The organism is Acidisoma cellulosilyticum (assembly GCF_020621385.1).
Classification (GTDB): Bacteria; Pseudomonadota; Alphaproteobacteria; order Acetobacterales; family Acetobacteraceae; genus Acidisoma; species Acidisoma cellulosilyticum.
Window position 1 is genome coordinate 43640 of record NZ_JAESVA010000016.1, and the last position, 12898, is coordinate 56537.

At 59.5% G+C, this 12898-nt stretch carries 12 protein-coding genes; 9 read left to right on the forward strand and 3 right to left on the reverse strand.

Translation table 11 applies throughout. The features are described from left to right. Positions 1-10 precede the first annotated feature (10 nt). A complete protein-coding gene (locus ACELLULO517_RS26210; protein ID WP_227310460.1) occupies positions 11-979 on the reverse strand; it encodes a substrate-binding domain-containing protein in 969 nt (322 codons plus the stop codon). A gap of 85 nt (positions 980-1064) precedes the next feature. Here ACELLULO517_RS26210 and ACELLULO517_RS26215 point away from each other — a divergent pair, with 85 nt between their 5' ends. The 4 genes from ACELLULO517_RS26215 (at position 1065) to ACELLULO517_RS26230 (ending at position 5513) form a co-directional block, all read left to right on the forward strand. Then, the gene (locus tag ACELLULO517_RS26215; RefSeq protein WP_227310462.1) at positions 1065-1784 is read left to right on the forward strand and encodes a FadR/GntR family transcriptional regulator; all 720 of its coding nucleotides are present in this window, start codon (positions 1065-1067) and stop codon (positions 1782-1784) included. A 258-nt stretch (positions 1785-2042) separates the two neighbouring features. Then, positions 2043-2963 carry a substrate-binding domain-containing protein gene (locus ACELLULO517_RS26220; protein WP_227310464.1) on the forward strand — a complete coding sequence of 307 codons (921 nt, stop codon included), beginning with the start codon at positions 2043-2045 and terminating at the stop codon, positions 2961-2963. A gap of 31 nt (positions 2964-2994) precedes the next feature. Continuing rightward, positions 2995-4494, forward strand: a complete 1500-nt coding sequence (locus ACELLULO517_RS26225) for a sugar ABC transporter ATP-binding protein (RefSeq protein WP_227310466.1) — start codon at positions 2995-2997, stop codon at positions 4492-4494. Continuing rightward, on the forward strand, positions 4491-5513 hold the full coding sequence (locus tag ACELLULO517_RS26230; RefSeq protein WP_227310468.1) for an ABC transporter permease: 1023 nt from the start codon (positions 4491-4493) through the stop codon (positions 5511-5513). Before ACELLULO517_RS26225 ends, ACELLULO517_RS26230 begins: the two co-directional genes overlap by 4 nt. Before the next feature lie 114 nt (positions 5514-5627). On the opposite strand, the gene ACELLULO517_RS26235 is transcribed toward ACELLULO517_RS26230, so the two are convergent. Next, positions 5628-6329: an IS6 family transposase gene (locus ACELLULO517_RS26235; protein ID WP_227310550.1), complete on the reverse strand. Its 702-nt coding sequence runs from the start codon at positions 6327-6329 to the stop codon at positions 5628-5630. Between the two features lie 246 nt (positions 6330-6575). After that, positions 6576-7685: a LacI family DNA-binding transcriptional regulator gene (locus ACELLULO517_RS26240; RefSeq protein WP_227310470.1), complete on the reverse strand. Its 1110-nt coding sequence runs from the start codon at positions 7683-7685 to the stop codon at positions 6576-6578. Positions 7686-7792: 107 nt separating this feature from the next. Here ACELLULO517_RS26240 and ACELLULO517_RS26245 point away from each other — a divergent pair, with 107 nt between their 5' ends. From ACELLULO517_RS26245 to ACELLULO517_RS26265, 5 genes are all read left to right on the forward strand, one after another. After that, positions 7793-8821, forward strand: a complete 1029-nt coding sequence (locus tag ACELLULO517_RS26245; protein ID WP_227310483.1) for a Gfo/Idh/MocA family protein — start codon at positions 7793-7795, stop codon at positions 8819-8821. Positions 8822-8917: 96 nt separating this feature from the next. Beyond that, on the forward strand, positions 8918-10249 hold the full coding sequence (locus ACELLULO517_RS26250) for an extracellular solute-binding protein (protein ID WP_227310485.1): 1332 nt from the start codon (positions 8918-8920) through the stop codon (positions 10247-10249). 19 nt (positions 10250-10268) lie between these two features. Further along, positions 10269-11165: a carbohydrate ABC transporter permease gene (locus tag ACELLULO517_RS26255; protein ID WP_227310486.1), complete on the forward strand. Its 897-nt coding sequence runs from the start codon at positions 10269-10271 to the stop codon at positions 11163-11165. Further along, positions 11162-12007, forward strand: a complete 846-nt coding sequence (locus ACELLULO517_RS26260) for a carbohydrate ABC transporter permease (protein WP_227310488.1) — start codon at positions 11162-11164, stop codon at positions 12005-12007. The genes ACELLULO517_RS26255 and ACELLULO517_RS26260 overlap by 4 nt, the downstream gene beginning before the upstream one ends. Before the next feature lie 34 nt (positions 12008-12041). Continuing rightward, positions 12042-12896 (forward strand): sugar phosphate isomerase/epimerase family protein, encoded by an 855-nt coding sequence (locus tag ACELLULO517_RS26265; protein WP_227310490.1) that lies wholly within the window; start codon positions 12042-12044, stop codon positions 12894-12896. Positions 12897-12898 lie beyond the last annotated feature (2 nt).

Below are 12898 nucleotides of genomic sequence, written 5' to 3' on the forward strand. Positions count from 1 at the left end.
CTGGCCGCGCTTACGGGATGCCGTCAGCATGCGTCTGCAGCCATGCATTGGCCTGATCAGGCGTCTTATACAGATCAATCGCAGCCGGCACCGTCGGATCGGTCTGAGTCTTGCCATCCACAGCGTCCATGGCTTCCTGGATCGCGAGATGGCCGACGGCCTTGCCGGAGATATCGACGACCGCCTTGAGAATCTTATGGTCGGCGAGGGCATGGGCGATGTCTGTTGTCATATCGCTGCCGAAGACGACGGTCTTGCCGCCGTTTTGCTGCACGGCCTTTGTCGCGCCAAGCGTGGCGCCGCCGGATTCGCCAAAGAAGGCATCAAGATCGGGATGCGCGGTTAGCATCTTCTCAGAAACGGCGACCGACGCGTCAACCGTTGTGCCCTGCTGATTATCGACAAGCTTGGCGCCAGGAACACGCTTAAGCAGTGCTGCCTGAAAACCTTTGCGGCGATTTATGCAGACTTCTACGAATTCGCAGTTGACGACGCCAATCTTAGGCGCAGTGATCCCGGCTTTCACAAAATAGTCGGCGGCCGCTTCGCCAAGCTTTGTGCCAAAGGCGACGGGATCACCCACGACGTAAGCATAGACGTATGTCTTCATCGCTGTACCGCTGATGCAGGTATTGTAGCAGACGACCGGGATGCCGGCCTGATGGGCACGGCGAATGGCATGGACCGAGCCCTCTGCCGACACGGCGGAGAGCAGGATCGCTTTGACATTTGCGGAAATCAGCGTGTCGATGAAGGCGCTTTCCTTGGAAGGATCATCCTGGGCGGTTGTTTCGACCAAGCGGATGGACCGGTGCATCGTGGCGGCACCGTCCTGAACACCCTTCCGGACACCGGCGTAATAGCCCTGGGAGTCCAGGTAGATGGCACCGATGCTTGTGGTGGATGCAGCTTGGGCCGGCAGCGTGCCGAGACCGAGAGCAAAGCCGCACAGCATAAATAAAGACGCTAGGACGCGCATTATTTCCTCCTTTCCCTTGTCTTTCGTTTCCCTTATGCGTGGGAAAACATATGATTGATTGCGACAATAGTAGGATGAATGCGGGATGCAAGTAGGAAATAATGCGCGGCCGCGCGTTCACCAAAATGTTCTGATGGATCTCGCCCGCCGTATCCTGTCAGGGGAGATCCCCGCTGGATCGCTGCTGCCCAGCATGCAGGAATTAAGTGACGAGCTTGGTGTCAGCCGCTCCGCAATGCGGGAGGCGATCAAGGTGCTGAGCGCCAAAGGAATGGTGGAAGTACGCCCGCGGACGGGCACGCGGGTTCGCCCGCGGGCGACCTGGAATTTGATGGACCCCGAATTGCTCTCCTGGTCAGGACCGGAACTTGATCAGCGCTTTCTCACTAGCCTTCTGCAATGCCGTCTGCTTATCGAACCGGGTGCGGCGGCGCTGGCGGCAGCCAATGCTACCGCGGCGCAATTGGCGGTGATGGAGGATGCGTTTCACCGCATGCAGAATGCGAAGACGCTCGGTGAGCGTGTCGAGGCGGATCTTGATTTTCACGTCGCGGTGCTGAGCGCCAGCGGAAACATATTCCTGGAACAATGGGGCAGTACAATTTCGTCCGTATTGCTGGCCGCCTTTCGTATATCGACCGAGACGGCGATGTCGGGCGATGAAGCGTTCAGTGTTCACGGAGAGGTCCTGGAGGCGATCAGGATGCGCAGCGAGCAAAGGGCAGATCGCGCCATGAGACGACTTCTCACCGTCGCCGCGAAAGACCTGCATGTCGGTGCCAAGGAGGTGAAGAAGGTCTCTTAATATCCTTGGCTTAATATAAGACGGACTTGACTCTTCTAATCATCCGACATTTGATGCCGACCGGATACGGATAGCCTGGCATCCAAGGGCTAGGTACGGAATAGACTATCGTTCAATGTATACTGCCGACTTCAGCGCTCTCGTTTTAAAAAAAATAATAGATCACGAGTGGGGAACAAGTTCATGGCCTGGTCCAGATCAACGATTACGACCTTATTCATGGCGACAGCCGGATTAGGCACATTTGGCCAGCTTCCGATGGCCCAAGCTGCTGATAAATCCCTGACCATCGCCTATATCCAGAAGCAAGGCGACCAGCAGTATTTTGTTGATGAAGCGCAAGGTGCGCGCGACGAAGCCAAGGCGCTTGGCAATGTAAAGATCAATGTCGTCAATGTGCAGATGGATTCCAACGCGGCTATCAGCGCCATGAATGTCATGATCGGTCAGCAGGTCGGCGGCATTGCCATTGTGGTGCCGGACCAGCAGATCGGCCCGCAGGTCATCGACATGGCCGGGCAAGCTAAGATCCCTCTTGTGTCGTCGGATGACCCGATCAAAAGCGGTACAGGCCAAGTCGCCCCTTTCGTCGGTTTTGATGGCTATCAGATGGGCTTCAAGGTTGGACAGGCCGCTGGCCAGCTCTACAAGAAAGCGGGATGGGATGCGAAGCAGGCAAAGATAGCGGCAGCGTTCGAGGAGCAGCTCTCTGTCTGCCAGGATCGCGAACACGGCGAGGAGGACGGTTTCAAATCCGTCATTTCCGCGGATATGCCGGTCATCGTCAAAATCGGCACCGACAATTCAGTGGTCGACGCCCAGAACCGCATGGGCGCTGTGGTGACGGCCAATCCGCAGATCAAGCATTGGGTGGTCTGGGGCTGCAATGATGAGAATGAAACCGGGGCCGTGACGGCGCTCGCCAATGCCGGGCTGGCGCCGGACAATGTCATCGGCGTCGGGCTTGGGGCTTATTTGACCTGCAAGGATTGGCAGGCAGGGCAGGCGTCTGGCAACAAGGCGGCTTTGTTCATCAGCGGACATGACGTCGGCAGTGCTGCCGTGCAGGTTCTGGTCGACAGCATCCGCAACCACACGCCGCTGCCACCCAAGACTATTGCCAAGACAACAATCGTGACGCCCGAAACCTGGAAGGGCGTCATGGGAAGCTGCAGCTAGGCAGACTGAGACAAGCTTAAGGCAAGACGCGATGACCGGTGCCGTTCTGCTGCATATGGACAATGTCGCGAAGCGATTTGGCGCTGTCCAAGCGCTACGCGGCGTGTCGCTCAATGCCCGCGCCGGGGAGGTGCTGGCATTGATGGGGGAAAACGGTGCCGGCAAATCCACGCTGCTGCGGCTGATGAGCGGTGTGCATCAGCCCGACAGCGGCAGCATCGCGGTGGATGGCAAAAACATGGCCTTCGCGACGCCGCATGCCGCCCGCGATGTCGGGGTGCGGGTGGTGGTGCAGGAGCCTGAAATCATTCCCGATGTCTCGGTTGCCGAGAATGTCTATGCCGGGGCTTTGCCGCGCCGTGGTCGCATTTTCGACCGCGGCGCGCTACGCGCCCAACTGGAGCATGATCTGGCGCGCTATGGTTTCACCGGGGTTTTGCGGCCCGAACAAATCGGACGGACGCTGTCGCCGGCGCAACGCCAGGTGGTTGAAATCCTCCGCGCCCTGACCGGCGGCGCGCGCGTCATCGCCTTCGACGAGCCGACATCCTCGTTGTCCGATCATGAGGTCGAAAGCCTGTTCCGCCTCATCGCGCAGCTAAGGGCCGAAGGTATTGCCATCATCTATGTGTCCCATCGCATGAAGGAAATCTTCCGGATCGCCGACCGTATCCTGGTCTTGCGCGATGGTGCGAGCGTCGGTGAACGCCCCGCCGCCGAGACCAGCGAGCCGGAACTGGTGCGCATGATGGTGGGGCGGGACCTTTCGGCCCTGTTCGCAAGGAGCCCGCGCAGCATCGGCCGCGGCGTGCTGCGGGTCGATCAGGTGACTACGACCGATGTGCGTGACATCAGTTTCGAGGTCCGGGCCGGGGAGGTCGTGGCCTTGGCCGGTTTGGTTGGTGCGGGCCGCACGGAGCTTGCACATGCCATTATCGGCGATACACCGATCCTTACGGGGCAGATCGAGGTCGATGGCAAGCGGCTCACTCTGAACTCGCCGCGCGACGCCGTGCGTGCGGGTCTTGCCTTGGCACCCGAGGAACGCAAGCAGCAGGCGTTGCTGATGAAGCGCTCCGTCCGCGACAATATCTGTCTTGCCGTGCTGGGACGCTTGCAGAAACTGCGGTTCGTTAGCCGGGCGGAAGAAAGCCGTATCGCGCGCCGTTACGTACAGGAATTGCGCGTGCGCACACCGACGATCAACCAGGAAGTCGCGACACTGTCGGGTGGCAATCAGCAAAAGACCGTGCTCGCCCGCTGGCTTGCGAGTGATGCAAAGATGCTGATCCTGGATGAGCCGACCCGTGGTGTCGATGTCGGTGCCAAGGCGGATATCTACGCCATCATCGATAAGCTCGCTGCACAGGGCAGCGCTATCCTGGTCATTTCTTCTGAATTGCCGGAGGTGCTGGGTCTGGCCGACCGCATCATCGTCATGCAGGGCGGCCGCATAAGGGGTGAGCTGACCCGGGCGGAGGCGACGGAAGAAAAAATTCTCAGCTTGGCTATTCTGGAGGATGCGGCATGACGAGTTCGGTGCAAGAGCCGGCCAAGATGGCGCCTGCCACGCATATGGCATTGCAACGTCGGGTGCTCGCCGCAGTCGGTGTGCAGAATGTCAGCCTGCTGCTGGCGCTCGTTGTTCTCGTCGCTTTTATCGGCGCGCAAAACAGCAATTTTTTCTATGCCAGCAATATCGCGACGATCGGCACGACGATTGCGATCGTCGGTGTTCTGGCTGTCGTCCAGACCGTCGTCATGTTGCTCGGTGGCCTGGATATTTCGGTCGGAAGCCAGGCCGGGCTGACGTCGGTGGTATCGGCCATGGTGTTCATGGCGACTGGCAGCGCGCTTGCCGGTATTGCGGCAGCTCTCGCTCTCGGGCTTTGCCTCGGTCTGCTGAATGGCGTTGTCATCATTTATGGCCGCGTCAACGCTGTCATCGCGACACTGGCGACCTTTGCCGCCTTTCGCGGCTTGGCCAATCTCGTCTCTGACGGCCGGGCGCAAGGCTATACTGGCGTGAACCATCTTTTCGTGTTTCTGGCACGCGGAGACCTGCTCGGCATACCCGTTCTGATCTGGATTCTGCTTCTGATCGCGGCGCTGGTGCAGGTGATGCTGCATTACACGGATATCGGCCGGAATATCTACGCGGTCGGCGGCAATGCCACGGCTGCGCGTTTGGCGGGCATTCCGCTCAATCGCTACATCATCGGGTGCTATATGCTCGTGGGCTTTGTCGCGGCGCTTGCCGGCATTTTGCTCACAGCCAGGACCGGGTCAGGTCAGCCGACCTCCGGCAGCCAGGGGCTGGAACTGCAGTCGATCACCGCGGCGGCCCTTGGCGGTGTCGCGCTGCAGGGTGGGCGCGGCACCATTGTCGGGACGATTCTGGCGGTTATCCTTCTGGGTGTGCTGGAAAACGGGCTGATCATCCTCAACGTCAACAGCTTCTGGCAGGATATCGCGCAAGGGGCTTTGCTCGTGATTGCGGTTGTCATCCAGCAGCGCCGGGCGGGCGGCAACGGCGTTGGTCTTCCGTAAAGTAGAAGCCCTTCCCACGACGCTTTGCCACGAGAGGTGCTGTCAGGTTGCCCCGGGTGAAGTGCTGTAAGGTTGTTGAAGTGCGTGTGCGTTTGGACATGAACGGTTGCCAAGTCACTCGGTGATTGCGATGCGGGCGACATCCCGCCAGACACGAAAAGCCGCGTCACGAAAGGAGCGATAATCGACTGCGGGAATGAGATGGCGGCGGAGTTGGACGTGGCTGTGCATACGGCTATGAGCGGAGAGGAAGCGTTGGGCTTGCCGTATCGATTTGAAACGCTGCATCTGCCGCTCTCGCCGCCGGGTCGGTTGATGCGAAACCTTTATTCGGTTGTTCAGATAACGGCTTTGCCGGTGTTCGACCTTCGGTAGGATGTCTCGTTTGGCCGCCGCATAGCTTTTCAGCTTGTCCGTGACGATCACCCGAGGCGCTTCAGTTCCGCCGCTGAGGAGCTTTTGGAAAAACCGCTTGGCCGCATTCGTGTCACGGTGTTTTTGCACCAGAATGTCCAGCACCACCCCGTTCTGATCGACAGCCCGCCAGAGATAGTGGATCTTCCCACGGATCCGTATAAACACTTCATCGAGGTGCCATTTATCCCCGGGTCTTGGACGACGGCGCTTGAGGGCGGCAGCGTATTGCCGGCCAAAACGGATGCCCCAGTCCCGGATGCTCTCGTAGCTGACGGTCACGCCCCGGGCCGCCAGGATCAGTTCGACATCCCGCAGGCTAAGGCTGAAACAGTGATACAACCAGACCGCATGGGCGATGATCTCCCTTGGAAAACGGAAGCCTCGGTGGGGTTCTGGGATCGTCTCATGCGCAGAGTTTGCTCCGTGCCTACCGTTCCCAGCAACCTGACAGCACCCTCGCGTACAAGGGTTTTGAAAGGCGCTATAAGCGCGGCGGGGAAAATGCGCTCAACGGCCTAGTTTCGTCGTAACCGCCTGGGATAAGAGGGCAGAAGACCGCCCTAAAAATGAGGAACCCGCTGCCAATAACTCCTCTATTTCTGATACGGTTGATCCTTCCGCCTAGTGTTGAGGACAGGGCGGACCTCATTGAATAGATCCATCACTCCCGCGGGCGATGAGCTTCAGCGGCCAAAGTTCGGCGACTACTGGGCGTTCTGCTTCGGTTTCGTCCTTATCCAGCGCAAACAAGGCAACCTCAGCCAAACGTTTGCCAAGCGCGATTGTATCCAGGCCGAAGCAGGTCAGGGGCGGGGAGAGGAATTCCGGAATAGGATTGTCCTGCACGCCGCCGATCACTGAGATATCCTGGCCGCAGCGCAGGCCGAGCTCCGCAAGCCTGACGTAGACTCCGACAATCACCGCGGAATCAATCACGATGAAAGCGGAAGGTCTTGCGCGCAAGCCGAGTAGTTTATCCGTGGCCTGGATACCGCCTTGAGGGATCGCTTCACATTGCACGATCAACTTGTCGTCGAGCGCCGTCGAATCTTCGGCAAGCGCTTTCTTATAGCCGGCAATGATGAACTGATTTTGCATGAGGGCGCTGGAGACGAGAATGAGCCCAATATGGCGATGGCCGAAACCAAGCAGTCTGCGCGTGGCCTTATAGATGGCACCTTCGAAGTCCAAATCGATCCAAGGATGGTTTCCACCAGATCTGCTGCGGCCGAGGGCGGTGAACGGCACAGCTTGTTTCGCGCAATAGGCGAGACGGGCATCGGTGACGCGCGTCCAGGGGATGATGAACGCGTCCACCTGCCGGCGCTGAATGGCGTCCTTCAGGCGACCGAGCGGCGGCTCGGCGAGACCGCCGCTACTGGGCCGATCAAACAGGATTGTCAGGTCATAGCCGCGTTCAAACAATTGTGCCTGCACACCGATGAAGAGCGAGAGGAAGAACGCATCCCCGTAATTCTCGCGCCCGAAGGGTATTTCCCATAGCAGGCCGATGGTGCGGGTGGTACCCGTGCGTAGACTGAGACCGGACTGTTGGGGGCGGTAGCCAAGCCGCTCGGCGGCCTCCAGTACGCGCGCCTTCGTGGCGGGATTGACGTTCGGCCGACCGTTCATGGCCCGTGAAATCGTGCCGATCGAGATGCCGAGTTCGGCTGCCAGTTCGCGGATGCCGTGGGGCGCGCGGATGGATTGGTCGCCCGTTGCGGCTTGTGTGTTTTGTTTTTCCCCGCGTTTCACATCTTCTCCTTGACCGGGCGGTCGCTTCGGTCGTATAGCCCGTAAACGTTTACAATGCCATCCCGGTTTCGTAAAGCAAGAATAAGACCGGACGGGAGGATATATCGATGCCAGTCAGAGCCGTTTTGGTTGGGTGTGGGGCGATGAGCCGCGGCTGGATCGAGGCTGCGAAACAGATCCCCGATCTGCAATTGGTGGGTTTTGCCGATATCGATGCCGAAAGAGCGCAGGCGGCTGCTGCCTCCTACGGGAATGATGCGGCACGCGTGAGCACGGATGTCGCGATACTTCTGGATCAGACGAAGCCTGATGCCGTCTTCGATGTCGTGGTCCCGGCTGCGCGCCATGCGCTGGTATCGCTGGCACTCGAAAAGGGTTGTCACGTTCTGACAGAAAAGCCGATGGCCGAAACGCTGGAACAGGCGCGGGATCTTGTGCGCAAAGCGCAGGCGGTCGGCAAAATCCATGCTGTAATCCAGAACCGCCGCTATATCGCGGGCATTCGACGGATCAAGGCGCTAATGGCATCCGGCCAACTCGGTCATGTCACCAGCGTTCACTGCGACTTCTTCAAGGCGCCGCATTTCGGCGGCTTTCGTGAAGAGATGCGCCATGTGTTGCTGGTCGATATGGCGATCCATATCTTCGATTCGGCCCGGGTTTTTTCAGGGTCGAACGCCGTCGCCGTTTACGCGCATGAATGGGACCCGCCAGGCAGTTGGTACCATCAGGGATCATCGGCTGCGGCGATTTTCGAAATGGCGAACGGTTCCGTTTTCACCTTCAATGGCAGTTGGTGCGCCAAAGGTCTTGGCACCAGTTGGGAAAGCAATTGGCGCTTTGTCTGTGCCAATGGCAGCATCAGCTGGGACGGAGAAGACAGCGTCCACGCGGAGCTGGAAGTGCCCCCGCGTGACGGCCTGTTCGATAAGACCGTGGTCTTGGATATTCCGCCGCTCGCGCCGGGCGACCGCGTCGGTGGACATCTGGGCGTGCTGCAGGATTTCGTCGCCGCGGTGCGGGGTGGTCCCATGCCGCCCACGATCGGGCAGGACAATATCCATAGTCTGGCGATGGTGGTTGCGGCCACGACAAGTGCGGAGACGGGCGCGCGTCTCGCCGTCGGCGGACTGTGACGGACGGCAAGGCAACCCGAATACTGACTAACCGACTGAGGCTGGCTTCTCTCACACAAATAAAAACTGCAAAAAGCAGAAAAGGGAGGACATCTTATGCGTCATTACTGGATCAATCGCTTGCTCGCGGGCGTCGCCAGTCTAGCACTCATGGCGTCGGCGGCCTGGGCCGATGATCTCGTCACCCCGGACCGGATCGGTCGCGCCGATGCGTCGCATAACTTCACATTTCGGGTTTTGACCGACGAGTCCAACAGCAATGCGCAGCCGCAATTCGCGGCTGCTATGACGGCGCTATACGAAAAATACGCCAAAGATCACCCCGATTGGCGTGTCAATATCGAGCTGATGTCACTGCAGATTCCGCAGGAGCATGCGCGCCTTTTGCAACAGGCGCGCAACGGCACAGCGCCCGATTGCTCCTCGATGGATTCCTTTCAAGTTCCGCTGTTCATTCATCAGCATCTGCTGCAGCCGGTCGATCCCTATTTCACCGACAAGGACAAGGCCGGTCTTTTCCCCTTCGTTCTGCCGATCATTTCCGATCATCATGGCCATATCTATGCCTGGTGGTGGACGACCGATCTGCGCCTGCTCTACCGCAATACGGCGCTTGTGCCGCAGGCGCCGCAGACCTGGGCTGAGACCGAACGGATGGCGCTGGCCGCCAAGTCCCACGGTGCGGCGGCCGGCATCATGTTCAATGGCGGCCGTAACGAGATCACGATGATCGACTTCCTGCCCCAGTTCTGGGCGCAAGGCGGGAAGCTGATCGACGACAAGGGCAATCCAGTCTTCGGCAAGGAGCCCAACCGGACCTATCTGCTGAAGGCGATCGCCTATTACCAGCAACTCATCAAATCCGGTGCCGCACCGGCGCGTGTCGCCAGCATCAGCAACTATGATGATCTGACGGCGGCAGCCATCGGCGGCCAGACGGCCATGATGGTGAATGGCGATTGGGCTGAAGGCCAATTGCAAGCGGCCATGAAGCCGGAGGATTTCAAGAACTGGGCCATTTCCATGCTGCCGGGGCCGACGGCCGATGAGCGCGCAACATCCAGCGGCGGCTGGACCTTCGTCGCCTTCTCCAAAGACCCAGCCAAGGTCAAGGCCTGCATGGATTTGGTTCGCGAGGTCTATATGGGACCGGCGGTCGTTGCCCTCAAAAGACTGCCGACGAGCGAGGCGGTTTTCGACAGCGACCCGATGTTTGCAACCCCCTTCTATCAGCAGATCAAGACCTATCTGAAGGATAGCCACGCAAGGCCGGGCTACCCGATCTATACGGAAATCTCGAACCAATTGCAGATCGCGATCAGCGAAGTTCTGTCGGGTGAGCGACGTCCGGATGCGGCGCTTGATACCGCTGTCGCCCGTGTGAACCGTGTGGCCGCGCGTTACAGCGATGCCGCCGGCAGCAAGTGATCTTGGCAAGGCGGCGCGGATGATGACGCCGCGCCGCGCTGCCCTGCGCCGAAAGGTCGTGGACCCTCGTGTCTGGCCCTGGCTGCTGCCGCTCGGCCTGCTGCTGATTCTGTTTTATCTTTATCCGGCCATGGATGTGTTGCGGCTCAGCTTTACCGACGCCAGCCTGACCGATCCCGGCTACAGCTACACCTTCGACAGTTATGCCTCCGTCATCTCCGACCCCGATTTCCCGGGGATATTGCTGGCGACGGTCATCTTTGTCGGCGGCAGCATCATCGGCCAGGTTTTCCTCGGTCTGTGCGTGGCGCTGGCCCTCAATGCCGGCGTGCGGCGACGACTGCCGGGCGTGCGGCTGGTTCAGGTTGCCGTGCTTGCGACCTGGATCATTCCTGGCGTTTCATCCGGCATCATCTGGCAGTTCATGCTGAACGAGGCGAGTTTCGGCTTCTTCAACGCCATTCTGGCCGGTTTGCGTCTGCCGCCGATGGCTTGGCTGTCCAACCCCGATGTTGCCATCTGGTCGGCGACGATCGCCAATATCTGGCGCGGCACGGCACTCAGTATGATCTTGCTCTATGCCGGCTTGCAGGCGATTCCCGACAATCTTTATGAGGCGGGCGCGCTTGATGGTGCCAAGGCCTTTCAGGTGCTGCGGCATATCACCTTGCCGCAGCTCAAGCCGATTCTGCTGATCAATATCATTCTCGTCAGCATCTTCTCGCTGAACACCTTCGACTTGGTCCTGCCGCTGACCGGAGGAGGACCGGGACGAGCGACGGAGGTGCTGTCGCTCGACACCTACAACACTGTCTTCCATAATTTCGATCTGGGCCAAGGCAGTGTGCTCGCGGTCCTGATGCTGCTGATCGGTCTTGGCGTGACGATGGCCTATGCAAGGCTGTTGCGGTCATGACACCGCTCACTCGCCGCACGCCCGGCACCGTGCTGGGCCTTTATCTGGTCTATGCCGTCATCCTTCTCATTTTCTTGACGCCGGTTGTCTGGCTGCTGTCCCTATCGATCCGCACCGCGGCCGAAGTCTTCGTCTCAGAACTCAGAATAATCCCGCGCGCGCCGACCTTGCAGAACTTCATCTATGTTCTGCGCAATCCGCAGTTTCTCGGTTATCTGTGGAATGGTCTTGTCCTGTCGGTGATCGGCGCAGCCGGCTCGGTTCTGGTGGGTGCGCCCGCGGCCTACGCTTTCTCGCGCTATAGATTTCGCTTCAAGAGCCAGCTGCTGCTCGCCGTGCTGGCGTTTCAGATGATCTCACCACTCGTCATCATGGTGCCGCTCTATCAATATATGCAGGCCATCGGCCTGACGGAGAGCACCTTTGGCGCGGCACTCGTCTATGTCGCGGTCGCGGCGCCGCTCGCTACCTGGATGCTGAAGGGCTTCTTCGACAGTATTCCTCTCGAGTTGGACGACGCCGCGATGATTGACGGCTGCACGCGCTTTGCCGGATTTATCCGTGTCATAGCGCCATTGGCCCTACCCGGCGTGATGGCGACTTTCATTCTTACGACGATCCTTGGCTGGTCGCAATTCGTGGTGCCGTTCATCCTGATGAGCCGGCCGAACATGCTGCCGATTGCCGTCGGGATCTTCAATTTCCTCGGCACCTACACGGGATCGGCCACGCAGCTGATCGCAGCCGCAAGCGTTTTGTCGCTTCTGCCGGCAATTGCCATTTTCCTTATCTTTCAACGCTATATCGTGGGTGCCCTGACGGCGGGTGCCGTCAAGGAATGACCAGACGCCTCAAGCGCACTCGGAGAGCACAGATATGAAGATCGGCTTCTACACATCCACATTTGGGGATCAACCGATCGAGGCGGTGCTGGATTTTGCCGTCGAAGCCGGTTTCGACGCTATCGAGATTGATATCGGACGGCATGTCGGGAAGCCGGAGCGTGTCAGGGACGTGGCCGAGCTTGCGCGCGCGCGGGGCCTTTCTATTTCGTCCTTCGTTTTGTTTGGCGGCCAACTGCGCAGCGACACGGCGGAACAGACGGCGTTCCGCAATCTCACGCGGGATTTCGCGACTGCGCTCGGTGAGGCGCGTGTGCCGGTTTTCGTGCTCTTCGGTGGCGTCGATGCAAGCCGATCGGACGACGCGAATTATGAGAGCCTGGCTGAGCAAGGCGCGCGCCTGCTGGCAGCGACCAAGGACAGCAGCCTGCAATTCGCGATCGAGAATTGGCCCGGCCCGGAGAACCGCTTCGTCGCGGTCACGCCGGACGGCTGGCACAAACTGTTCGATCTTTTGCAGGATGAGCGCTTCGGCCTCGAGTTTGATCCTTCCCATCTCGTGCGGCTCGGCATCGATCCGTTGCGGGCGTTGGATGCCGTGCATCACCGCGTGAAAATCCTGCACGCCAAGGACGCGGCGATCGACGCCGAGCTGTTGCAGGCGGTGGGTTACGCTGGAGAGGGCTGGTGGCGCTACACGCTACCTGGCCGCGGTCTAGTGGACTGGGCTGGCTTCCTGAGAAAAGCGCAGGGCTACGGGTTCGACGGCACGCTCTCCATTGAGCATGAGGACGAGATATTCGGCTGGCCGGCGGGTGACCTTGGCAAGCGCAAGGACGGGGAGCGGGAGTCGCTTCGCTACTTGAGGGAAGTTTTACAAGATCTTTGAAG

What these genes read in the sequence shown, in the direction of transcription:
- ACELLULO517_RS26210 (WP_227310460.1), bottom strand. Translation starts at nt 979, where the DNA reads ATGCGCGTCCTAGCGTCTTTATTTATGCTGTGCGGCTTTGCTCTCGGT.
- ACELLULO517_RS26215 (WP_227310462.1), top strand. Translation starts at nt 1,065, where the DNA reads ATGCAAGTAGGAAATAATGCGCGGCCGCGCGTTCACCAAAATGTTCTG.
- ACELLULO517_RS26220 (WP_227310464.1), top strand. Translation starts at nt 2,043, where the DNA reads ATGGCCCAAGCTGCTGATAAATCCCTGACCATCGCCTATATCCAGAAG.
- ACELLULO517_RS26225 (WP_227310466.1), top strand. Translation starts at nt 2,995, where the DNA reads ATGACCGGTGCCGTTCTGCTGCATATGGACAATGTCGCGAAGCGATTT.
- ACELLULO517_RS26230 (WP_227310468.1), top strand. Translation starts at nt 4,491, where the DNA reads ATGACGAGTTCGGTGCAAGAGCCGGCCAAGATGGCGCCTGCCACGCAT.
- ACELLULO517_RS26245 (WP_227310483.1), top strand. Translation starts at nt 7,793, where the DNA reads ATGCCAGTCAGAGCCGTTTTGGTTGGGTGTGGGGCGATGAGCCGCGGC.
- ACELLULO517_RS26250 (WP_227310485.1), top strand. Translation starts at nt 8,918, where the DNA reads ATGCGTCATTACTGGATCAATCGCTTGCTCGCGGGCGTCGCCAGTCTA.
- ACELLULO517_RS26255 (WP_227310486.1), top strand. Translation starts at nt 10,269, where the DNA reads ATGATGACGCCGCGCCGCGCTGCCCTGCGCCGAAAGGTCGTGGACCCT.
- ACELLULO517_RS26260 (WP_227310488.1), top strand. Translation starts at nt 11,162, where the DNA reads ATGACACCGCTCACTCGCCGCACGCCCGGCACCGTGCTGGGCCTTTAT.
- ACELLULO517_RS26265 (WP_227310490.1), top strand. Translation starts at nt 12,042, where the DNA reads ATGAAGATCGGCTTCTACACATCCACATTTGGGGATCAACCGATCGAG.